Origin of the sequence: Rummeliibacillus sp. TYF005, assembly GCF_003844195.1 — a bacterium.
Taxonomy (GTDB): domain Bacteria; phylum Bacillota; class Bacilli; order Bacillales_A; family Planococcaceae; genus Rummeliibacillus.
Genome location: NZ_ML122542.1, coordinates 1 through 24,493, shown reverse-complemented (window position 1 = coordinate 24,493; position 24,493 = coordinate 1). Strand labels below are relative to the sequence as shown.

The following is a 24,493-nucleotide window of genomic DNA, read 5'->3' as shown; positions in this document are numbered from 1 at the left end:
ATAGATATGTCAAATAGACTGTAACTCGTACAGTAATCTCACATTCTTCGCATCCCTTCTCAGCCTCTCTGGACTGTCTTTAAAAGGTGAATATTAGATTTTCACTGAACTAAGTATATTCTTTTATGACTTAAGTAGTCAATAGTTATTTTTCAATTCTTCTAGCAACTGTTGGTAATCTGCAGGAAGCGGTGCTTCAAATTCCAAATATTCTTTTGTTCTTGGATGCACAAATCCTAAAATGCCGGCGTGTAATACTTGACCTCCAAAGTCGATAGTCTTTTTAAGACCATATTTTGGATCTCCAACTAAGGGATAGCCGATATAATTCATATGCACACGAATTTGATGTGTACGCCCTGTTTCTAATCGGCATTCGATTAGTGTATAGTCAACACCAAAGCGGCCAATTACTTGGAAATGTGTGACAGCATGTTTACCATTATCAACAATGCCCATTTTTTGACGATCTTTAGGATCACGACCGATTGGCGCATCAATAGTTCCTTTATCATGTGGAATATGACCATGAACCAATGCTGTGTAACGGCGAGTTACGGTTTTATCTACTAATTGTTGTACAAGAGATTCATGTGCTTGGTCATTTTTCGCAACCATTAAAAGGCCTGAAGTATCTTTGTCAATCCGATGGACAATTCCAGGACGCATCACACCATTAATGCCCGATAAATCTTTACAATGATACATTAGCCCATTTACTAAAGTACCTTTTGTATGACCAGGCGCTGGATGTACTACCATACCTTTCGGTTTGTTAACAACTAAAACATCTGAATCTTCATAAACAATCTCAAGATTCAAATCCTCAGCAATAATTTCAAGTGGTTCTGGTTCAGGCGGATTTACCTCTATAACGTCCCCTACTTGAACTTTATATTTTCGATTTACTTCCTGTCCATTTACGTTGACAAAACCTCCTTGTACAAAACCTTGAATTTGAGTTCGTGACCATTCTTGTTGCATAGAGGCAAGTGCTTTATCAATTCGTTCACCGTTTACCTCTTCTGTTGCAGTATATATTACTGACATTACTTCACCTTTTTCTTTTCTAATTTATCTTCAAACACCATATAAATAATTAGCAAAATAACACCAAAAGTTAGAGATGCATCTGCAATATTAAATATCGGAAAATCATAATTGATCACCGGAATAATTACATGTACAAAGTCTACTACTTCCCCACGGAATAATCGATCGATAAAGTTTCCAATTGCTCCGCCTAATAATAGCATTAGACTTACTTGAAACATCGGTTTTCCTTTTGCTTCTTTATGGTAGTAATATATAATACCCGCAATTACTATCACTGTGACAAGTGCAAATAACCAAAATTGACCTTGCAACATCCCCCATGCTGCACCACGATTTCGATGTGATAATAATCCAAAATAAGGATCCAAAATCGAAATACTTTCCCCATAATGCATATTCTCAACAATACTCCATTTTGACAGTTGATCAAGTATGATCACGAAAATAGCTATTCCATAATATTTATACACAGCAAGTCCTCCGTTTACTCCCGAATCTAACCTATTTTATCATATAATGTCCAGAATCGAAAAAAATGGCCGTCCACAAGTTGTGAACGGCCATTTTAGTATTTATTATTCTACATCTGCGTAATATTTTTCTACAGTTTCTGCACAATGTTCACATAAAGTAGGGTGGTTATGATTATGACCTACTGTTTTAGAAATTGTCCAGCAACGTTCACATTTTTCGCCTTCTGCTTTTTCTACTACTACTGCAACTTTATCAGTTTTAACAGCATTTTCTGGAGCATCAGCTAAAGAACCTGCTACTACAAATTCAGAGACAATATTTAATTGAGCGAAGTTAATATTCGCATCATTTAGTAAAGTAACAACTTCTTCAGTGCCATAAACTGTTACTTTAGCTTCCAATGATTTACCGATTGTTTTTGCATTACGCGCTTCTTCTAATGCTTTTAAAACAACATTACGGATATTCATAATTTTTGTCCATTTATCTGTTAATGTTGCAAAGTTTTCTTTTTGAACGGCATCTGGCATATCAGTCAATTGGACACTTTCTACGTCTTTGTATTGTAAATATGACCATAATTCATCAGTAGTATGTGGGATAATTGGAGTCATTAATTTCAACAAAGCATGTAATGTATCGTACATAACAGATTGCATAGCACGACGAGCATGATTATCTGCACCTTCGATATAAACAACATCTTTTGCAATATCTAAATAGAATGAACTTAATTCTGTTGCAATAAAGTTATTCACTGCTTTATAAACAGTTGCAAATTCATAATGATCATATGCTTCACGAGAAGTTTTGATCAGATTTTGTAATTCCATATACATATATTGATCTACTTCACGTAAATCTTCATATGCTACATAATCTTTTTCTGGGTTGAAGTCATGTAGGTTACCATGTAAGAATTTAAGGGTATTACGAATCTTACGATAAACTTCAGACACTTGTTTTAACATATCCATTGAGATACGAACATCAGCAGTATAGTCAACAGATGCAACCCAAAGACGTAAGATATCTGCACCATATTGTTTCATCACTTTACTTGGTGCAATGATATTACCAATTGATTTACTCATTTTACGTCCTTCACCATCAAGTACGAAACCATGAGATAGTAGACCTTTATATGGAGCGTGACCATTCATCGCAACAGAAGTGATTAGAGAAGAGTTAAACCAACCACGATATTGGTCAGAACCTTCTAAGTATAAATCTGCTGGGTATCGTAGTTCAGGGCGTTCTTCTAATACGCCTTGGTGAGTTGAGCCTGAGTCGAACCAAACGTCCATAATGTCATTTTCTTTTGTAAATTCGCCATTTGGAGAACCTGGGTGAGTAAATCCTTCAGGAAGTAACTCTTTTGCAGTTCTTTGGAACCAAATGTTTGAACCATGTTCACGGAATAATTCTTGAACGTGAGCAATTGTTTCTTCTGTAATAATTTCTTCACCGTTTTCAGCATAAAATACTGGGATTGGAACACCCCAAGCACGTTGACGAGAAATACACCAGTCACCACGATCACGAATCATATTATAAAGGCGAGTTTCACCCCATGCTGGTGTGAAGTTTGTGTCACGAATTGCTTGAAGTAATTCAGGACGGAATTTATCAATTGATGCAAACCATTGTGGTGTTGCACGGAAAATAACAGGTTTTTTTGTACGCCAGTCATGTGGGTATGAGTGTGTGAAGAAAGAAAGACTTAATAATGCGCCTACTTCTTCTAGTTTTTCACAGATTGGTTTATTTGCTTTGTCATAGAACATACCAGCAAATTCTCCTGCTGCTTCAGTTAAGCATCCTCTATGATCGACTACAGAAAGAATTTCTAAACCATATCGTTTACCTACTTGATAGTCATCTTCCCCATGTCCAGGAGCTGTATGAACACAACCAGTACCTGCTTCAAGAGTTACATGGTCACCAAGCATTACAAGTGATTCACGATCAAATAATGGATGTTGAGCAGTCACATTTTCAAGATCTGCGCCGTTAATTTCACGATCGATTTCAGGGTTTTCCCAACCAAGCTTTTCAGCTACTTTTTCAAGCAGGCCTTTAGCGATAATATATTTTGAACCGTTTGCTTTTATTACAACGTATGTGAATTCAGGGTTTACAGAAATACCAAGGTTAGCTGGCATTGTCCATGGAGTTGTAGTCCAGATGATAAATTTCTCATCATTATTGACAACCCCTTTACCGTCTTTTACATCAAACGCTACATAAATTGAAGGTGATTTGATATCTTTATATTCAATTTCTGCTTCAGCTAATGCAGATTCACTAGATGGAGACCAGTAAACCGGTTTTAAACCTTTGTAGATATAACCTTTTTTAGCCATGGCACCAAATACACCAATTTGGCGTGCTTCAAATTCAGGTTTTAACGTAATATAAGGGTTTTTCCAATCACCGCGAACACCAATACGCATGAATTGTTCACGTTGACGACTTACCTGTTCATAAGCATAGTCTTTACATAATTCACGGAATTCAGCGATAGACATTTTCTTACGGTCATGGCCTTTATTTGTTAATGCTTGCTCGATTGGTAAACCATGAGTATCCCAACCAGGTACATAAGGTACATAGTAACCAGTCATTGAACGATGACGGTTGATCATATCTTTTAAAACTTTGTTTAATGCATGACCCATATGAAGATCACCATTTGCATATGGAGGGCCATCATGAAGGATAAAAGCAGGACGATCTTTTGTACGTTCAAGTACTTTTGTATTAATGTCCATTTCTTCCCATTTTTCTTGCATTTTAGGTTCGTTATTTGGCAGATTTCCACGCATAGGGAAATCCGTTTTTGGCATCAATAAGGTATTCTTGTATTCCATATTGAAAATTCCTCCTTTTAAATATAGGTACTTTTACTAAATAAAATAAAAAAACTCCCCATCCCAAAAAGGGACGAGGAGGAGTCTTCTCGCGGTACCACCCTAGTTGCGTCATTGTTCATGACGCCGCTTTAGACACCGTAACGTGGTGTTGACGAGATTGCTTACTTTTCTTTCGTTCAGCAATCTAGTTCAGGAGTGATTTTCTTTTAAAAGTGTTTCGTTTGAGCTTTCACTATCCTCAAATCGCTTAACCGCACTTAAAAAATACTGTCTCCATCATAACCTTTTCATACATATATGATGACATTATAGAAAACGATACGCATACAGTCAAGTACTACGATTAATCTTGTGGTAAATCTAATCGTTCTAACTCTGTTGTATCTACTTCATATTCCATCAAATGATCCCAGTCATCTGATTCGATTAAATCTAATTGCGCTTCCACAATCATCTTAAAGCGATTTCGGAACACTTTTGATTGTTTTTTCAACTCTTCTATTTCTAATGCAATTCTTCGAGCTTTAGAAAGTGCCTCATTAACAATACGATCTGCATTTTTTTCTGCTTCTTTTACGATAAGTTTAGCTTCTTTTTGCGAGTTACGGCGCACTTCTTCTGCAGCTTCTTGAGCAATAACAATTGATTTTTGTAATGTTTCTTCGATGGAGTTGTAATGACCAATCTGTTCATTACTTGATAAAAGTTTTTCTTCTAATTCCTTTTTCTCTTTTAGAATAAGTTCATAGTCTTTAATAATTTGTTCTAGAAACTCGTTTACTTCATCTTCGTTGTAACCTCTAAAACCACGGGTAAATTCTTTGTTATGTATGTCAAGTGGTGATAATGGCATGTTTTGCACCTCTCCTTAACAGCATTTATTAATTATTATACATTTGTATAAAAGTAAGTTCACTAGAAAAACATAATTTTTAACAAAAATTATTATTTCCGTTCAATTCGACCAATTTTAATGCGCAATTTATCTTTTTTTGTTCTTCCCTCAATGGTTCTTATGACTATTCTACCATATCCTCTAATGGATAATAGATCCAATTCATGTAATTCAAACGAAACTTGTTCTCTCACTACAAAATTCACTTTTACTTTACCAGCATTAATAAGTAAAGCTGCCTTTTGACGAGAAATCGGATAAACTGATGACAATACGGTATCTAGACGCATAGAACTTGTTGTAAGGACTTGCTCTATCCATTTTGACTCTGGTGGCAAAAGAGGTGAATTTTGTTGCAATTCTTTTACTTGTACTTTTGCTTTTCCTACACTATCGAGATTAACACGTACATAATCCAATATCTCATTAGCTATTGCAAACTGAATAGTTGAATCACTTAATCGTATATCTCCAAACTTAGAACGGTCTATTCCTAGCGAAATAATTGCACCTAATACATCAGGATGTTTCAATTGGATAAACTTTGAAGGAAATGTCATTTCACAAATTGTTATATAAAAATCTTCATCACTTGGTTGATAATAATTTGGATAAATAATCAAACGTTTTCTTTCTGCTTCGCTAAAACGGCCACTTTCAGCTACCATAATATCTCCATTTTTTCCGATTATAGATTGGACAATTAGACGTTCGCGTGGATCCAGAAAATCTGTCAACTTTGGTGCATAAAAATCTTCTACTTCTTGTTTCCATCCTATCACTTGTTCGATAAATACTTTTTCTTCCGTTCTAAAATGTTGGAATATTTCTTCCATATACTATTTCCTTTCTTTTTGTCAAAAACGCTATCCAATCGTAAATCAATAGTAACGTCATTCTAATTTTTTATCATCTTTTAAGATGAATATCATCTTTTTAAACAAAAAACCCCACCATGAAAGGAGTGGGGATTAGATTTTATAAGATATAACCTAGTACATTGAATACGCCTGCTCGGATTAAATTTAAAACGATTAGTGCAGCAATTGGTGAAATATCAATCATTCCAATTGGTGGGATAAATCTTCTAAAGAAATCTAAGTATGGATCACAAATCTTCGCTAATAATCTTCCAAATTTGGAATCATACGCTGTTGGAACCCAAGACATTAATATATAGATAATTAGCGCTATCGAATAAAATTGAAATAAGTAATTTACGATTGTAAATATCAATAACATGGACATTTAAACTCCTCTATTGTAAATCTTCATAGTAGTAATCTGAAATATTACCATCTACTTCTACATTATCTGGTGTACATAAAAATATATCTGTACCAATTCGCTTGATGTCCCCACCTAAAGCAAAAATAGTTCCACTTAAAAAGTCTATAATTCGTAAGCCTTGTTCTCGATCAATTCTTTGTAAATTCACAACAACTGCTCGCTTATTTTTCAAATTGTCAGCAATATCTTGAGCCTCCGCGTACACACGAGGTTCCGATAAAATTACTTTTGACGTTTTTTGTGTAATACTCACTATATTAGGGATACTTGAGTGTTCTACTTGTTTAGCACGTTCTCTAACTGCGGGTTTCTTGACCACTGCAGGTCTACTTACAGCTGGTTTTACTTGCTTTCTTTGTACGGCCGGCGCTGCCTGTTGTTGAATAGATTCTTGTTGTTTAACGTTTTCTTCTACGTAGTCATCTTCCTCTTCTAAATAGAAAAAGTTTTTAAGTTTATCCTTCATTTTCATAAGAATCCCTTCTTTCATTCCCAACTAGAGCAGTGCCAATACGGACGAATGTTGCACCTTCTTCAACAGCTATTTCATAGTCGTTAGACATTCCCATTGACAGTTCAGTACATGGAGCATATTCATATCCCTTACTAGCAATCTCTAACTGTAATTTTTTTAGTTTTTTAAATACATTTCGAATTATTTCTTTATCTTCCGTATTAGGCGCCATTGTCATTAATCCGACAATACGAATATGAGTAAAATCTGCTAATTGATCGATAAATTCTGGTACTTCTTCTGGAGTTAGCCCATGTTTAGACTTTTCACCTGATACATTAACTTGTACAAAACAACTAATAATAGAATCGGCACGTTTCTCAATTTCTTGAGCTAAACTTATACGATCAAGTGAATGTAAATAATCAATTTGGTCTATAACTTTTCGTACTTTTCTTGTTTGCATTGAACCTATATAATGCCATGTTGCTCTATTTGCAATCATCTCATGTTTTTCTAATAACCCTTCAGGTCTATTTTCACCTAAATTAGTCAAGCCGGCTTCTAACGCTTCAATTGCTCGCTCTGTTGAAACTTGTTTCGTAACAGCAATTATTGTGACATCTGATGGTTCTCTGCCAGCTTTAAGACAAGCATTTTCAATATTTTGTTGAATATCTTGTAAATTTTCAATAATTAATGTCATAATAGCCTCATCTTTTCATAGGTACTTGTTTTTTTATTGTATCAAGCATACTACAATTTATCAATGAATAACCATATTTTTCAATCTAATCCCTTAACTAAAATGACATCTTTACCAACAACAATTATATCTTCAATTGGTATTTTTAAGGCATCCTTTTGAGCACCTGAAAATGACATAAATTTTTTTGGCTCTGCAACCACAAAGGCTTCAACATATCCTGTATCTTTTTGAACGACAGCATCTTCAACATATCCTAGAAAGCGCCCACTACTAGCAGCAATTATCTCTTTACGCTGAATATCTGAAAAGCGCAATTCGCATCCCTCCTAACGTATTTTATTATGTATATATATGAAAAAGAAGCATCAATCTTGATTATGATTGATGCTTCTCGTTAGTCGATTGAATATTATTTTTCACTAGCCTGTTCTTGAATTGTTTTTAAAGCACTTTTTTCCAATCTTGAAATTTGTGCTTGAGAAATACCTAGATCTTTTGCAATTTCTGTTTGAGTATGGCCATAATAATATCGTTTGGAAAGAATATTTTGTTGTCTTCTATCTAATTTTTGTATTTGTTCTTTAATAGCAACATACGTTAACCAGCGATCTTCAGAAACTGTTTGGTCCTTTAATTGGTCCATCATATAAACAGGATCTCCACCATCAGCATATATAGGCTCATGAAGTGACATTGGCTCTTGTATTGCATCTAGTGCAAATAATATATCCTCTTGAGGTAAACCTGTCATTCTTGCTAAATCAGTTAACGTTGGTTCTCGTAATTCCTCGGTTAAAAATTGCTCTTTCGCTTGCATAGCTTTATATGCAATATCGCGTAGAGATCTTGAAACACGTAGTGGATGGTGATCTCTCAAATGTCTTCTGATTTCACCAATAATCATAGGAACAGCATAGGTCGAAAATCGAACATTATGTGATAAGTCAAAATGGTCTATTGATTTTAGTAAACCAATACAGCCTACTTGAAACAAATCATCAGCCTGTTCTCCTCTATAAGCAAAACGTCCGACTATACTTAATACTAACCGTAAATTCCCCATCACTAGTTGTTCTCTTACTTCCTCTTGTCCATTTTGCAATGCCACAAATAATTGTCGCATTTCTTCATGCTTCAAAACAGGTAACGTGGATGTATCAACACCACATATTTCAACTTTTGTTCGCATATTTTGTCCTCCGGATGCTTTATCACTGTTAGTAAGTTCAGTCTGTCCGAATCGAATAATAATATGCGTGTTTTTTCTTTCCAAATTCAACCGTTATGACGTTAATTGATTTAAATGATTCCGCAATTCTTGAATTATTTTCTTTTCTAAACGGGAAATATATGATTGAGAAATGCCTAGATGATCAGCCACTTCTTTCTGTGTCATTTCTTCTTTACCAGCTAATCCAAAACGGCATTCCATAATATAACGTTCTCTTTCATCTAATTTTTGAATGGCATGGAACATATGTTGACGTTCCATCTTCTTTTCTACGTCGTCGGTAATAAGATGTTCATCTGTTCCTAAAATATCAGATAGTAATAACTCATTGCCATCTCCATCTGAATTTAATGGCTCATCAAGCGACACTTCGCCTTTCATACGACTTGTTTTTCGCAAGTGCATCAAAATTTCATTTTCGATACATCTTGATGCGTAAGTAGCTAATTTGATTTTTTTATCGGCATTAAATGTTTCTATTGCCTTTATTAAACCAATCGAGCCAATACTAATAAGGTCTTCTATTGGCGTTTTTGCATTATCAAAACGTCGCGCAATATAAACAACAAGCCTTAAATTATGCTCGATTAATATATCTCTAGCATGCATATCACCATTTTTGAAAGCTGCAATCATCTCTTGTTCTTCTTCTTTTTTTAAAGGTGTCGGTAAAGATTCATGACTCCCAATATAAAAGGTACCTGTTCTTCTAAAGCTTGCAATAGTCTCTATTAACCAACGCCAAAATCGACGAATCATATTATTAAATCCTCCATTCATTAAATGTGATATAAAGCAGTAAAATGTAATATGGCATCTGCTTCTTGTGGAAACGGGGTATTTTGGATGGTAATAATAAAAAAGCCTGGTGATATAGGACGGGCTTCCTCTTCTTTTAAAAGCCATTTATCATATCGAAAAGCTAAACTATACGTTTTTTTCTCTTGAACAGTTGTAATTGGAATAACAGCCACCTTTTTCCGAAAATATTCCGGAAACATTTCCAAATCATATGGCTCATTTACATTCCATTGAAACAATGCCATTTTAAAGTTTTCAGGTAAGGAATGTTCTATTGCTTTATAACATACAAAATGAACAGGTTTTCCTGATAGTGGCTCAACTGTCGTGTTTCCTGTATCTATAAAACATTTTAAAGTTACGGTAATTTCTCCCAATTGCAATTCACATAATTGCATTAAACTTTGTTGCAAAGTATCTCCTCTTGCTACTAGCAAACGGTTTTTCAATAAAAAGAGGCCTGCCGTTGCAACGATTCCACTTACTAACAACAAAGTGAATACTGAAGTATTAATCCACAATGGCTCGAACGCAGTAAATAGCCCACCTGCAAACAAAGCCGCCACAAAGCACATGAGGGCACCTTTCCACCAATTGCGAATTTGCCAACCAAATGCAACCGTGATCATCAATATAAATACAATAATTAATATAAGAAAATGGTGTCCAAAAATAACAATACAAATTCCTGCAAGGAAAGCACTGATAAGCAACCTTCCTTTTGATTGTTGTAGAAAGCATATTGAGTTTGCAAAAGAAAGAATGACATAGTTAAAAATTGCATTCATTAATATCAGTACTTCGCCATACAATTCACCACCTCCCGCATAGACAAGATATCATAATATGCCTACAAAAAATGTCAAAGGGTGACTGTAAAATAGAGAAACTTTCCGACATAATCATTCAATTTTCTAAGTAATCTTTTAGCAAAAAAAAGATTAATCAAACTCTTCTTTTAAATAAGAAGCCATGAGAATTTAAATTAATAAATTCCATGGCTTTTTATTCTATATATCCGATTAGAGTATCATCTTTTTCACATGTTCGATATAAACACTAAAGGGAAATTGCATAGTGCAATTTCCCTTTTTAAGTGCGTTGAGACTACTTTCTCACAATCTATAGCATTTATCTGGATTAACGACGTTTATTGCGATTACGTAGGAATGTTGGTATATCCAATGTATCGTCTTGTGCTTGGTTATTTGTTTGATATTGTGCAGTTTGGCGTGGCATCTCTTGAGTTGGTTGAACCACTTCTTCCGAACGCACTTCACGTCCTGTCACTTGTTGGACTGGTGACTGTTGTTGACGAAGAGAACCAATTCCAGTGCGATTTAAGTTATTATGAGTGTCAAATTGATTTTCATCTTCTGTAAACTCAGTTGCAATAACAGTGACAACAATTTCATCTTTTAAATTGTCATTAATAACAGCACCGAAGATAATATTTACGTCTTCATCTGAAGCAGATGAAACGATATCAGCAGCTTCTTGTACTTCGTATAAGCTTAAATTAGAACCACCTGTCATATTCATAAGGACACCTTTTGCTCCATGAATAGATGTTTCAAGTAATGGACTTGAAATAGCCTTTTTAGCAGCCTCTATAGCACGTGTTTCACCTGAAGCAATACCAATACCCATTAAAGCAGAACCTTTGTCAGACATAATTGTTTTAACATCCGCAAAGTCTAAGTTAATAAGACCTGGTACTGCGATTAAATCAGAAATACCTTGTACACCTTGTCGTAGTACATTATCAGCTTCACGGAATGCTTCAAGCATTGGTGTGTTTTTGTCAACAATCTCTAATAATTTATCGTTAGGAATAACGATTAATGTATCAACAGCCTCTTTCATAGCAGCTGTACCTGAAAGTGCTTGTTTTTGACGTTTCTTTCCTTCAAATGTAAATGGACGAGTAACCACACCAACAGTTAATGCACCAAGATCTTTGGCGATTTGAGCGATTACAGGTGCTGCACCAGTACCTGTACCGCCACCCATACCAGCAGTTACAAAGACCATATCTGCACCACTTAATGCTTCCTCGATTTGTTCTTTACTTTCTTCAGCAGCTTTTTTCCCCACTTCTGGGTTAGCACCTGCACCTAATCCACGAGTAGATTTTGCACCGATTTGTAATTTTATTTCAGCGTTTGATAGTTTTAGCGCTTGTGCATCAGTATTAACGGCGATAAATTCCACACCTTGTACCCCATGTTCAATCATTCGGTTTACAGCATTATTACCGCCACCACCAACACCGATGACTTTTATAACAGCAAGTTGATCATCACTTGTTTCAAATTCTAACATCTCTATTCCTCCTAATTCAGCTCATAATGTGTAGAGTAAATCGCCATGATTTTTATATTATTCTAAGAATCTATTAAAAAATCCCTTAACTTTTGTGAGTACATTGTCTTTTTGCTCATGTGTTTCAAATACTGAAGTACCTTTTGTTTGTTCTGACTGTTGTTCTTCATGCATTACCGGGCCAAGCGGAACATTATCACTAAATTCATGATTGAATTGTGATTCTTTATGTGCATAGCGTATTAAATTTACAGCTGATGTATATTCAGGTTCCCTTACACCAATATAATCCGGTGCATAAATTTTAACACTTGTTTGTAGTACATGACGCGCTAATTGAGGTAATCCTTCTAATTTTGCTACACCACCAGTCAAAACCACACCCCCTGGCAGATCTTGAATCCCCATTCGATATAATTCATCAATGATTAAATCGAATAATTCTTCAAGTCTTACACCAATAATTTCGGATATGTATCTTTGACTAAATTGCTCTTTTGTATCTGCACCTATTACAGGAACTTCAAACAATTCATCATCAGAAGCATCATCATAATATGCATGTCCAAATTCTAATTTTATCTTTTCAGCTTGCTCAGTTGGCGTTTTTAAAACAATTGATAAATCTTTTGTAATATGTTCACCACCAACAGGTATCATTGCAGTGTGTATAAAATGACCATCTTTAAATACTGCTAGAGTAGTAGAGCCACCACCTATATCAATATAGGCAGTACCGCGATTACGATCATCTTCATTTAGCGCAAATTGTCCTGCGGCTAATGGTTGTAAATAAATCTGTTGGATTTCTAAACCTGCTTTTTCAACACATCTTAAGAAATTATGCAATACAGTCTTTGATGTTGTAACCATCGTACCATCCATCTCTAGACGAATACCAATCATACCTCTCGGGTCATTAATCCCATCTAATCCATCTACTATATACTGTATTGGAACTATATTCACCAACTCACGATCAGGTGGTATAGACATTAACTCAGCAGATTCGATTACACGGTCTAAATCTACATCTGTAATTTCTCGATTTTCACTGTTTACAGCAACTACACCTTTTACGGGGTGTAATTGTACTTGATTAGCAGGGATTCCTAGAATCACCTTATTAATCGTCAAACCAACCATTCTTTCTGCTTGATCAACAGCTTTCTTGATAGATTGTACAGTAGCATCAATATCTACAATACTTCCTCTACGAATCCCTGATGACTTGACATTGCCTACTCCAATAACATGCACAGTCTCATCATTGACTTCCCCTATTAGAACCTTTATAGATGAAGATCCTATATCTAATGAAACATATAATTCTGAATGACTCAAACTGTGGCACCTCCTTCAACAACTCTTAATAAATATTCTATTGTAAAAATACGAACTTGTCTAAGTAAATTCATGACAACTACCTAAAATTCCTTCATTTACACTGTTTTTTTAACCTTTGATGCATTTTTTATTATTTTCATGGTACAAAATGCTAATAAAATTATAAATTTTGACTTGATTTAGGGCCAAACTAAGAATTACGATTTAAAATTGCTATCTTTATTTCTTTTAAGCTAAGATTACTACATTTAAAGTCTATTTAAAACCTATTAATAGAAGAATTAGAATAATTTTAGAGTTTTTATGCATGTTATGTAATATAATTCAATTTCTATTCATTTTTAGTTTTACCGTATTCAGTTTTATAAGAACGATAGAACGTACCCACTTCTAAGTCAATAACGCCTTTTTCGCCTTTTTTAACTTGAGAAACGATTGATGGGTAATATTTTAATTTTGAAGCGAGAGAAGGTATTGAAGCCCTTACTTCAAAACCGTCATTCATGAACATTTGAATAGCATAGGGATTGGATTTATCAGGAATCGCATTTACTTGAGAAATTAAGCCAATTAATTCATTATTCAATTTACTTAATTGTTGAATCATTTTGATCCTTGTCTTTTCGTCTTCAAATCCTACTAAAATAGGCATTTTAAAACTTGATGGGATTTTAGACATATTTAAAATTGTACCATTATCTAATACTAAATTATATTGGTCATTTTCTTTCAACAAAGCAACTTGCTTATACTCTTTTACGGAAATGGTCACATTATTGATCCATTTTCTTTTAACTGTTACTTGTTTTACTACTTTCTGTTCTTTTAGTAGATTCTCAACCCTACCATTATTAAACTCCCATAGTGAATCATTTGTTCGGAGACCGCTATGCTTTATGTAATAATCAGTACTCTTTAAATTATTCCCTTCAACTGTAATTTTGTTTATATGACTTAGAGGTGATTGAAAATACAGAAGTGTCAGTAAGGTAATGACGAAAATAACAATAAGTAGTGTGAATCGACGATTTGTTCTTTTTTTACGGCGTTCTTTTAATGTCGGAATTCGTTCTTCTATATCAATAATTTTATCCAAACTGAACACTCCTTTCTAAAAATTATCTTTCTTTAGAGAAATTCCAAACTATTCCAATTGCAATCCATGTAACAACTAGCGATGTACCTCCATAACTAATAAATGGTAATGTAACACCTGTTACTGGTAATAATCCAGAAACAACTCCAATATTTAAAAAAGCTTGAAACCCTATCATACCGATTAATGTTGCAATACAATATAACGAAACTTTGAGACTAGATTTAAAAGCTAATTTAAACCCAGCATAAAGCAACACACCAAAAGCTAATATGATGGCCACAGCTCCGATAAAGCCCATTTCCTCTGCAATAATAGAAAATATAAAATCATTCTGTGGTTCTGGCAAATACAAATACTTTTGACGGCTATTTCCGAAACCAAAACCATACAATCCAGCTGGGCCGATTGCAAGTAAGGACTGAATTGCTTGAAATCCACTTCCGAGAGGATCAGACCACGGATCTACAAAAGCCTCTATTCGTTTAAGACGATATGGCGCAGAAAGGATTAACCCTACTAATCCTAAAATACCTGCAATGATAAGAAAAACATAAAAACGAATTGGGTAACCTGCTATAAAAAAAAGTAAAAAAACTGAAACGATTAGGATAAACGCTGAACCAAAATCTGGTTGCAACATTATAAGACCTACCGGTATAAACAAATATAAAAAATGCCGCCAATGAATCTTAGGACCAGTAGATTTTTGGTTTGCCAAAACAAAACTAAGCTTTACAATTGTAGCAATTTTGGTAAGTTCAGATGGCTGTAAACTAAGTGGGCCAACTGCAATCCAACTTTGTGATCCATTTCGGACAACACCAATTCCTGGCACTAAGACTGCGACAAGCAAAAGTATAGATAGCCAATATAGAAGTGTCCAAGTCTTTTCCGATTGCAGGCCGTTATACCGACCGCAAAAAGAGAAAACTAATAATGCCACTCCAAGAAAGACTAGCTGTTTAACTAAAAAAGGTGCTGTTTGTCCATAGTGAACTTTTCCCCAGTAAGAACCAGCAGAATACACAAAAACTATGCCAATGACAGTCAAAAATAAGGTTGCAATCATTAACGAGAGTCTTTCACGTTGTATCAGGCAAGGCATCCTTCCTATACTTTTTAGTGGCAACTATTTCAATAACATAGCTGCTTCGATAAATAAATCTCCTCTTGTTTCGAAATTAGGATATTGGTCCCAACTTGCACATGCTGGTGATAGTAAAATAACATCCCCAGGTTCAGATAATTCAGCAGCTTTCGGTACAGCTTCTTGAATATTTTTTGCATGAACAATTGTTTTAACGCCACATGAAGACGCAAATTCTGCGAAACGATCTGCAGTTTGTCCAGATACTACAATCGCATGCACATTCGCCATAAATGGTCTTAACTCTTCAAACGAATGTCCACGATCTAAACCACCTGCTAGTAATACGATAGGTTGTTTAAATGCGGCAAGTGCACTCTTAGTAGCTAATGTATTAGTTGCTTTAGAATCGTTGTAAATTTTGCGTCCTTGCCATTCACGGATAAATTGCGTACGGTGTTTAACTCCAGTAAATGAATTTAAAACATGTTCCATTTTATCCTTAGGACAATTCACAATAATAGCAGCTGCTACAGCGGCAAGTACGTTTTCTAAATTGTGTTTTCCAGGTAATGCTATAATATCCCGTTTCATAAATGGTTTACCTAACCAATAAATCATGTCATCATCTGCACTAATTCCATCTTCAATAACACGAGTTGATGAAAATGGAATTAGATGTGCTTTAGACTTTTTAGCGTAAGAAGAGACAATTTCTTGGTCTGCATTATAAATTAAATAATCAGATGCATCTTGGTTTTTCGTAATGTTGAATTTTGCATTACCATACGCTTCCATAGAACCGTGATAGTCAATATGTGCTTCAAACAAATTTGTCCATATAGCAATCTTCGGTTTAAATGTTTCAGTACCCATAAGTTGGAATGATGATAGCTCAGTCACAATTATATTATCGGTAGTAGCTTTTTCTGTTACAGTACACGCTACTGTACCGATATTACCAGCGATTAAAGGATTCAAACCACCTTGGTTTAAAATATGATATAACAAAGTTGTTGTCGTTGTCTTCCCATTTGAACCTGTAATACCAATCATTGGTGCTTCGCTAATTAAATAAGCTAACTCCACTTCTGTCCATACAGGGATTCCTCTTTTTACTGCGTCTTGAACAATAATGTTTGTATAAGGAATACCAGGGTTTTTGATGACTAGTTCAAACCCTTCATCTAACAAATCTTCTGGATGGCGACCACAAATAACGGTAATTCCTTGTTGTAGAAGCTGCTGAGCATCTTTGTTTTCTTCAAAAGGTTTTGCATCATTTACTGTGACAAAAGCGCCCATTTTATGAAGTAACTCTGCAGCAGCTACACCACTTTTAGCTAAACCTAGTACTAATACTTTTTTGTGTTCCATTATGGTTAAGTTTTTCATTATAATACCTCCGGAACCACTGCAATCAATGCTGCCACTAATGCTGTTAACCAGAACGTTAGGACAATTCGCCATTCAGACCAACCTGAAAGCTCGAAATGGTGATGTAGTGGACTCATTTTAAAAATTCTTTTACCTGTTAATTTGAAACTTGTTACTTGCATCATAACAGATAAAGTTTCAAGTACAAAAATTATTCCAATTAATAATAATAAAAGTTCTTGACCAACTAAGATTGATAACATGGCTAAAGCTCCACCTAATGCTAGTGAACCAGTATCCCCCATAAATACTTTTGCAGGGTTTGCATTAAAGATTAAGAAACCTAGTAGGGCACCTACAACTGAAAATGCGAATATAGCTGCATCTAATTGATCATTTAAAAGTGCTAAAACACCATAAGCTGCAAAAGCAATAGAAGCAGTACCTGAGACTAAACCATCTAATCCATCTGTTAAATTGACTGCATTAGAGAAGCCTACTAACCAGAATACTAAGAATAGTACATAGGTTAAGCCTAAATGTATTGCAAAATCAGTAAATGGTATTTGAACTGTATTATGAAACGTCCCCATTTTCAATAAAAAATAGGCCGCAATTGAAATAACAATTTGTGCAATTAGTTTTTGTAAAGAAGTTAATCCTAAATTACGTTTGAAGATGATTTTAAGTCCATCATCTAAAAAGCCAACAACTCCAAAACCAATAAGTACGAGCACTAAAATAATGGTTTGAGATGTAAAAGCACCTTTTACTAGACTCATAATAACGGTAGTGGCAATAATTGATAATAAGAAAATGACACCACCCATTGTAGGGGTACCTGCCTTTTTCATATGTGATTTTGGACCTTCTTCACGAATACTTTGACCAAATTTAAAGCGTCTTAATAATGGAATGATAATCGGCCCTAATATGACCGAAATAATAAATGAAATTGCTAAAATAATTAGCATTGTTGCGATTGACATGAAAAAATTCTCCTTCTATCCTTCTTTAGTACATGTACTATCATAGTAGTTTCAGATTCATTTTTAAAGACTAAGATTACTCTTTTTCTAAATAAACGTGAATAGTCCCATCTTTAACGATTTGTGCGTCAGCTTTTGGAAGTTGAGATGCTATTTTATCGCCTTCTCCATGCCACTCTAATCGGAATGGATATAACATTCCAGATATCTCTTTTTTCGTTTTACCAACCAAGTTGGGAACTCGGACTTTTTCGATATCTCCCCAACGATACTGTTTCTCAATTTGTTCTTTACGATCAGTAATTCCCACAATTGGATGAATATCTTCAATTATTTGACCAACAATCGGTGCGGCTATAACACCACCAAATTGCGGGCCATTTTTTGGATTATCAATTGCTACATATACCACTACTTTAGGGTCATCTGCTGGTGCAAATCCAATAAAAGATACAATGTATTCTCCGCTCTTGTAGCGCCCATCTTCAGCCTTTTGAGCTGTACCTGTTTTACCACCAATTCTTAAATGATCACGATAAGCCCCTCTACCTGATCCATTTGCAACTACCGATTCTAATGCTTCACGAACTTTTGCAGATGTCTCAGATTTTATGACTTGCCGTTTTTCAGTAGGTTCATATGTTTTTAAAACTTGACCATTGTCACCATTAAGAATTTTTTTAACGATATATGGTGTCATTAGTTTTCCACCATTAACAGCTGCAGATACGGCCTGAACTTGTTGAATTGGCGTGACAGAGATACCTTGACCAAATGACGTGGTTGCATGTTCTACAGGTCCATAATTTTTAGGTGCAAATAGAATACCTGTTGATTCGCCAGCCATATTAGAACCTGTCACCTGACCAAATCCAAAATCACGAATATACTGTTGAAGTTTAGTAGGTCCTACCCGTCTTCCCAATTCAATAAAACCAGGATTACATGAGTTTTCGACTACTTCCATAAATGTCTCTTGTCCATGACCTTCCCTTTTCCAACATCTAAGTCTAGCACCTTCAACTAAGGTATAGCCTTGATCATAAAAAGAATCTTTTTTCAAATCCACTACATCTTCTTCTAATGCAGCACTTAGTGTAATAATTTTAAAGGTAGACCCCGGCTCATACGTCATCCATACTGGTAAATTGCGATTATAAATCTTAGAATCTACTTTTTGATACTCTGCAGGATTATATGTAGGATAAGAAGCTAATCCAAGAATCTCTCCAGTATTAGGATCCATAGCAATTCCTATCGCTTGATCTGCATCATACTTTTCCATGGCTTGAGACAATTCTCTTTCAATAACCTTCTGAACATCGACATCAATGGTTAGTTCTAACGTAGCACCATCTTGCCCTTCCTTCCAGCCATCTTCAACATGAGGTAAATTTGCACCTTTTGCATCAGTAAATAAACGAATAGCAGATTCTTTTCCTAATAACAAATCGTTATACTGATATTCTAACCCTGCTAAGCCTTGCATGTCACTACCAGTAAATCCTAATAATCTTGAGAGTAAGACTCCATATGGATAATCTCGAATATAATCCAACCCAGTATAAAGGCCAGGAATTTGTAATTGCTGGATTTTTTCTGCTAATTCATAAGAAATATTTTTTCCTTGGGGTGTAATCTTTACAATGGTCACCCTTTTGTTTAGCTTTTCTGCTAATTCTTTTTCGTCCATTTGTAAGATAGGTGCGAGTTGTGCTGCAACTTTATCTGGTTCTTTATTTTGTGCTGGCATAAAGTAAAGCGTTGGCGCGAGTTTATTGCCTACTAAAAGCTTGCCACTTCGATCCACAATATTCCCTCGCAAGCTTTTCATAGGCACTTCACGGTCCCAATTTTCTTCCGCCTTTTTTGTTAAAAATTCATGTTGAATAAATTGAACAATAACTAATTTTCCAATAAGCAATAACCCTAAGCAAATGAATATCATCATGACAATTTTCAATCTAACACTTACTTTTTTAGTAACCCACATAGTTGGACAAATCACACCTTTTTACATTCAAAGTATGATTTTCAAAGGGTAGCTATGCTTCTTTTCGAACTATTTATACTGTTCTTGTGGTTTGACCATTTTTAATATAACTTTTTGATTTCCTTCATAAATTGTACCAGCTTTAATATTTTGCTTTTGTACAAAACCGTCCCCTTGGATACTAATCTTCATCCCTGAGAGGGTTTGGTACGTTATAATATCCCGCAATGACCATCCAGTGAAATCTGGTATTTTTATATTGCCAGATGTTTTGATGAAAGCATGACTATTGTATAAAACTTTTTGGCCTTTATTTGGGTATTGATTTGTGACTTTACCTTCTGAGCCAATTAATACTGTTTGGATATTCTTAGACTCTAAATCTGTTATAACTTCAGAAGATTCTCTTCCGACTAAGTCATCCATTACAATAGATTTAGTAGTACTCGTTTTGGAAGGCTTGATATTCAAATACTTTAAGCTGCTTTCCATAACAGTATTAAACACTTTAGAAGTAGGTTCTGATCCAACTTCTGTTACACCTAAATTTGGTTTTTCAATTGCGACATACATGATTAACTTCGGATCTTTAACAGGAGCCATTCCTAAGAAAGAATATAGGAAATTATTTTTCCCCCAATAATAACCACCTGTTGGTTTTGGAATTTGAGCTGTACCAGTTTTTCCTGCTACCTCGTACTCCTTACTTGCAAAATTTTGTGCGGTCCCTTTTTCAGAAGTAACTGTTGTTGCTAATGTTTCTCTCACTTGTTTAGCAGTATCTGCAGAAATTGGTTTTCCTTTAACAATTGGGTTATGTTCTTTCACAATATCGCCTGTGTTAGGGTCTACAATTTTTTTAATAACATAAGGCTGCATCATTTTTCCGTCATTTGCGACAGCTGTAAGTGCTTGAATTAACTGAATTGGCGTAACAGTAGATCCTTGGCCATAGGTTGTTGTAACGCGGTTAATAGGATATTCATCTAAAATCTTCCCAGTTGCTTCGTTTGGTAAATCAATACCTGTTTTTTGACCAAAGCCAAATTTCTTTAAGTAACTAATAAAAGTTTTATCTCCTATTTTTTTCAATAGATTTGCCATTCCTACATTTGAAGAACGTTGAATTCCTTCTAAATACGTAATTGTTCCCCAACCTACTTGGTTAGCATCTCGAATTATACGATCATACACTTTGTATTGACCAGATTGATAGACTTCATTTGGATTCCATTTTCCCTCTTGAATTGCAGTCGAAAGTGTAAATGTTTTCATCGTTGAACCTGGTTCTAACGTAGTTTCAGTCATTTCATTAATCCAACTACTATTTAAACCTTCACCTGTTTGTGGGTTAAATGTTGGTCGTTGTGACACCGCCAATATTTCGCCCGTTTTAGGATTGGCAACAACTGCAACCATCGATTCCGGTTTATATTGTTCATATACTTTACTCATAGAATCTTCAAGGAAATTTTGTATTGTTTTATCAATTGTTAAGTATACATTCTTACCATTCTGCGCCGGTTGTACCATTTTTTCGCTATTTGGCAATAGATAGCCAAACAAGTCACTTTTATATTGAACATGACCATTCACTCCGGAAAGCTCTTTGTTATAAATAGCTTCCAGTCCCATTTTCCCTACAGTTTGCGCTTGCGCGTTTTCTTGATTTTCTTTTCTGGCGATACCGATTAAATTAGAAGCAAACACGCCATTTGGATAAAACCTTTTGTTATCTTCTTCGAAAATAATACCAGGTAATTTCTCTTTTGAAATTTCCTCCATTACAGTATGACTAATATTACGCCCTGCTGAACCAAATTCGACTTGGGAAAGTTCTCTTTTTCCTTTTTCTGTTTCAATATACTTTTTCGTCAATATTTTATATATACTTTTTTCATCCATATTGATATATTTGGACAAAATCATTGCTGTCATTTTTGGATTTTGCACATGTAGCACCTTATTAGTTCCTTCTGATGCTTTTGGGTTAATAACTGCTACAAGACGATAACTTATCCCATCTTTTGCAATAACTTGCCCCTGTCTATCGTAAATATTTCCTCGATTAGCTGTAATGATTTTCGATTTTTCATATCTAGCTGCTGCTTTTGCTGCTAATTGTTGTCCCTCAGCCTGTCCTGTTACTTGAATATAGAAAATTCTAAAAAACATTAAAAAAAATAGGAGCCCATAGATGATTAGCATCGTGGAGGCTCCCCATTGAAATTTACTCTTTTTCATTGTCCTGACACTACTTTCACGTTTTTTTCGTTAAGTTTTAAGCCCATAGCTTTTGCTTTTTTCCAAATACGATCATATGTCGAAAGTTCGCTTACTTCCATTGACAACTCTGAGTTTTGCTTTTTAATGTCATCTATATTATTTTCAGTCTTTTGTATTTCAACTGTTGTGCTATTAATAGAAGATTGCACATTTAAATTCATGACTGCAATTACAGTAATTACTGCAACCATACCAATCATAAGTAGCTTTTCTATCTTCGTTACTCTACTTTTGATAGGCCTTGTTACATTCTTTTGGACAGTTTTTTCTGGAGCCATGGGTTGCAATATATAATTATGCTGTTCTTCTCGCTCTTGTAGTGCCACATTTATCAACTCCTCTTAGTCTTTTATTCTTTCTGCAATGCGAAGTTTTGCAGATCTCGCACGATTATTCGCTTCAAGTTCTTCATCTGATGGTAATATCGGTTTTCTTGTTACAAGTTTTATAGATGGTGTTAGTTCTTTTGGTATTACTGGTAATCCAGGCGGAAGATCCGGTAAAGAAGATGCTTCTTTAAAAATTGACTTACACAAACGATCTTCAAGAGAGTGGAAAGTAATAACACTCACTCTACCACCTACACCAATGACCTCTAGTGCTTGTTGCAAAGATTCTTCTGCTGCACCTAACTCATCATTAACAGCAATTCGAATTGCTTGGAATACTCTTTTCGCAGGATGTCCACCTTTACGTCTGGCTGCCGCAGGTATTCCTTCTTTAATAAGTTCTACTAGTTCACCTGTTGTACGAATTGGTTCTTTATTTCTTGCTTCTTCTATTTTCCGAGCAATCTGTTTAGAAAATTTTTCTTCACCATAACGGTAAAAAATTCTCACTAAATCATTGTAATCCCACTCATTAACAACATGAAAAGCTGTTAGTTCAGCTGTTGTATCCATCCTCATATCCAATGGTGCATCTTGATGGTAGCTAAACCCTCTATCAGCATTATCTAGCTGTGGAGATGAAACTCCTAAATCATATAAAACGCCATCTACTTTGGATAATCCTAAATTTGCAAGTTCTTCTTTTAAATAACGGAAATTTGAATGGACAAATGTTACACGATTGATGTAAGGGGCTAATCTAATTTTCGCATTTTCAATAGCAGATAAATCTTGATCAAAACAGATGAGGCGACCTTCATCAGACAACTGTCTAACAAGGTACTCACTATGTCCTGCGCCTCCTAAAGTACAGTCTACATATATACCGTCAGGACGAATGTTCAATCCATCAACGGTTTCTTTCAGTAATACGGTCGTATGATTGAACAACTGAAATCCTCCTCTTTGTTGCTATATATCAAAGTCAATCATATTCTCAGCAATCTCATTAAAAGAATCCTCAGATGTTGTAAAGTAATCTTGCCAAGATTGCTGTGCCCAAATTTCAATACGATTGGACACTCCGAGAATGACGCATTCTTTTTCTATATGGGCGTATGATAACAAATTCATGGGAATATTAATGCGGCCTTGCTTATCAAACTCTACCTCGGTTGCACCTGAAAAGAAAAATCGTGTAAATGAACGTGCATCCTTTTTGGTCACAGGTAAGTTCTTCAATTTCTCCTCAAGTTTTCGCCATTCCTCCATAGGATATCCAAACAAACATTGGTCTAATCCACGTGTAATGACAAAACCTTCTTGGAAATAATCTCGGAATTTTGCCGGTATAATCAAGCGGCCTTTGGCATCGATGTTATGTTGATATTCCCCCATGAACATGGTACTCACCCCACTATATGAAAATAGATTACCACATTCCCCCACATTCCTCCACTAATTCATAAATAATTCAAAGATAAACTTTAAAAATACGTAAATTGTCCTTGAAATCCTTTTTTACTCTACATTTTTAATGGAATTTTCTTATTTTTCTCCTATCTATTGCTTTGCAAAATTTATAAAAACAAAACTATTATCTTTTTCTATTACTTTTCTCATGCAAAAAGGATACCTCAATGAGATATCCTTTAGATATAAGATATTTTTTTATCATCAAAACATCAAAAATTTATTTCAATGCAAATCATTCTATGTTTAATTAGTGATACTTTGTCAAATTAAGTGCAACAGTTCTTCCTCAAAGGCCTCGTGTGCAGTTTTCCAACCAAGGCATTTTCTTGGTCGATTATTAATGAGTTGAAGTGCTTGGTTCATCTCATCTGGGGTAACGTGATCGAAATTTGTTTTCTT

The 24,493-nt window shown here is 35.0% G+C and carries 23 protein-coding genes, 1 pseudogene and 1 other annotated feature; all 24 genes and pseudogenes read right to left on the bottom strand.

Features of this window, described 5'->3' with window-relative positions:
- Positions 1-138: 138 nt before the first annotated feature.
- Positions 139-1,050 carry an RluA family pseudouridine synthase gene (locus tag CW357_RS02025; protein ID WP_124217217.1) on the bottom strand — a complete coding sequence of 304 codons (912 nt, stop codon included), beginning with the start codon at positions 1,048-1,050 and terminating at the stop codon, positions 139-141.
- Positions 1,050-1,526, bottom strand: coding sequence for a signal peptidase II (gene lspA / locus CW357_RS02020; protein ID WP_119414218.1), 477 nt, complete (start codon positions 1,524-1,526; stop codon positions 1,050-1,052). The genes CW357_RS02025 and lspA overlap by 1 nt, the downstream gene beginning before the upstream one ends.
- 105 nt (positions 1,527-1,631) lie before the next feature.
- Positions 1,632-4,403, bottom strand: coding sequence for an isoleucine--tRNA ligase (gene ileS, locus CW357_RS02015; RefSeq protein ID WP_124217216.1), 2,772 nt, complete (start codon positions 4,401-4,403; stop codon positions 1,632-1,634).
- Positions 4,404-4,469: 66 nt separating this feature from the next.
- Positions 4,470-4,695: a binding site (T-box leader), on the bottom strand.
- Between the two features lie 54 nt (positions 4,696-4,749).
- The gene (locus CW357_RS02010; protein WP_119414216.1) at positions 4,750-5,259 is read right to left on the bottom strand and encodes a DivIVA domain-containing protein; all 510 of its coding nucleotides are present in this window, start codon (positions 5,257-5,259) and stop codon (positions 4,750-4,752) included.
- A gap of 92 nt (positions 5,260-5,351) precedes the next feature.
- Positions 5,352-6,137: a YlmH family RNA-binding protein gene (locus CW357_RS02005; RefSeq protein WP_124217215.1), complete on the bottom strand. Its 786-nt coding sequence runs from the start codon at positions 6,135-6,137 to the stop codon at positions 5,352-5,354.
- A gap of 142 nt (positions 6,138-6,279) precedes the next feature.
- Positions 6,280-6,543 carry a YggT family protein gene (locus CW357_RS02000; RefSeq protein ID WP_119414214.1) on the bottom strand — a complete coding sequence of 88 codons (264 nt, stop codon included), beginning with the start codon at positions 6,541-6,543 and terminating at the stop codon, positions 6,280-6,282.
- A 16-nt stretch (positions 6,544-6,559) separates the two neighbouring features.
- On the bottom strand, positions 6,560-7,063 hold the full coding sequence (locus CW357_RS01995; RefSeq protein WP_119414213.1) for a cell division protein SepF: 504 nt from the start codon (positions 7,061-7,063) through the stop codon (positions 6,560-6,562).
- The gene (locus CW357_RS01990; RefSeq protein WP_119414212.1) at positions 7,047-7,751 is read right to left on the bottom strand and encodes a YggS family pyridoxal phosphate-dependent enzyme; all 705 of its coding nucleotides are present in this window, start codon (positions 7,749-7,751) and stop codon (positions 7,047-7,049) included. The genes CW357_RS01995 and CW357_RS01990 overlap by 17 nt, the downstream gene beginning before the upstream one ends.
- A gap of 80 nt (positions 7,752-7,831) precedes the next feature.
- Entirely contained in the window at positions 7,832-8,068 is a 237-nt protein-coding gene (locus tag CW357_RS01985) for a PRC-barrel domain-containing protein (RefSeq protein WP_119414211.1), read from the bottom strand.
- 95 nt (positions 8,069-8,163) lie between these two features.
- A complete protein-coding gene (gene sigG / locus CW357_RS01980) occupies positions 8,164-8,943 on the bottom strand; it encodes an RNA polymerase sporulation sigma factor SigG (protein WP_119414210.1) in 780 nt (259 codons plus the stop codon).
- Between the two features lie 93 nt (positions 8,944-9,036).
- Positions 9,037-9,744, bottom strand: a complete 708-nt coding sequence (gene sigE, locus CW357_RS01975; RefSeq protein ID WP_119414209.1) for an RNA polymerase sporulation sigma factor SigE — start codon at positions 9,742-9,744, stop codon at positions 9,037-9,039.
- 20 nt (positions 9,745-9,764) lie between these two features.
- Entirely contained in the window at positions 9,765-10,598 is an 834-nt protein-coding gene (locus tag CW357_RS01970) for a sigma-E processing peptidase SpoIIGA (RefSeq protein WP_164489527.1), read from the bottom strand.
- A gap of 328 nt (positions 10,599-10,926) precedes the next feature.
- Complete coding sequence (gene ftsZ / locus CW357_RS01965) at positions 10,927-12,111, bottom strand: cell division protein FtsZ (RefSeq protein ID WP_124217213.1); 1,185 nt, start codon at positions 12,109-12,111, stop codon at positions 10,927-10,929.
- 57 nt (positions 12,112-12,168) lie between these two features.
- A complete protein-coding gene (gene ftsA, locus CW357_RS01960; protein WP_124217212.1) occupies positions 12,169-13,455 on the bottom strand; it encodes a cell division protein FtsA in 1,287 nt (428 codons plus the stop codon).
- A gap of 334 nt (positions 13,456-13,789) precedes the next feature.
- Positions 13,790-14,554, bottom strand: a complete 765-nt coding sequence (locus CW357_RS01955) for a cell division protein FtsQ/DivIB (protein WP_164489526.1) — start codon at positions 14,552-14,554, stop codon at positions 13,790-13,792.
- 22 nt (positions 14,555-14,576) lie between these two features.
- A complete protein-coding gene (gene ftsW / locus CW357_RS01950; protein ID WP_124217210.1) occupies positions 14,577-15,662 on the bottom strand; it encodes a putative lipid II flippase FtsW in 1,086 nt (361 codons plus the stop codon).
- A 24-nt stretch (positions 15,663-15,686) separates the two neighbouring features.
- The gene (gene murD / locus CW357_RS01945) at positions 15,687-17,039 is read right to left on the bottom strand and encodes a UDP-N-acetylmuramoyl-L-alanine--D-glutamate ligase (protein WP_119414204.1); all 1,353 of its coding nucleotides are present in this window, start codon (positions 17,037-17,039) and stop codon (positions 15,687-15,689) included.
- Entirely contained in the window at positions 17,039-18,010 is a 972-nt protein-coding gene (mraY, locus tag CW357_RS01940) for a phospho-N-acetylmuramoyl-pentapeptide-transferase (protein WP_124217209.1), read from the bottom strand. The genes murD and mraY overlap by 1 nt, the downstream gene beginning before the upstream one ends.
- A gap of 76 nt (positions 18,011-18,086) precedes the next feature.
- Positions 18,087-20,003 carry a stage V sporulation protein D gene (locus CW357_RS01935; protein WP_119414202.1) on the bottom strand — a complete coding sequence of 639 codons (1,917 nt, stop codon included), beginning with the start codon at positions 20,001-20,003 and terminating at the stop codon, positions 18,087-18,089.
- 69 nt (positions 20,004-20,072) lie between these two features.
- Positions 20,073-22,211, bottom strand: a complete 2,139-nt coding sequence (locus CW357_RS01930; RefSeq protein ID WP_233547995.1) for a penicillin-binding transpeptidase domain-containing protein — start codon at positions 22,209-22,211, stop codon at positions 20,073-20,075.
- 32 nt (positions 22,212-22,243) lie between these two features.
- Positions 22,244-22,615 (bottom strand): cell division protein FtsL, encoded by a 372-nt coding sequence (gene ftsL, locus CW357_RS01925; protein WP_119414200.1) that lies wholly within the window; start codon positions 22,613-22,615, stop codon positions 22,244-22,246.
- A gap of 15 nt (positions 22,616-22,630) precedes the next feature.
- The gene (gene rsmH, locus CW357_RS01920; protein WP_119414199.1) at positions 22,631-23,569 is read right to left on the bottom strand and encodes a 16S rRNA (cytosine(1402)-N(4))-methyltransferase RsmH; all 939 of its coding nucleotides are present in this window, start codon (positions 23,567-23,569) and stop codon (positions 22,631-22,633) included.
- 21 nt (positions 23,570-23,590) lie between these two features.
- Positions 23,591-24,022 carry a division/cell wall cluster transcriptional repressor MraZ gene (mraZ, locus tag CW357_RS01915; RefSeq protein WP_124217360.1) on the bottom strand — a complete coding sequence of 144 codons (432 nt, stop codon included), beginning with the start codon at positions 24,020-24,022 and terminating at the stop codon, positions 23,591-23,593.
- A gap of 333 nt (positions 24,023-24,355) precedes the next feature.
- A pseudogene (locus CW357_RS18505) lies at positions 24,356-24,493 on the bottom strand (IS30 family transposase); the annotation flags it as partial.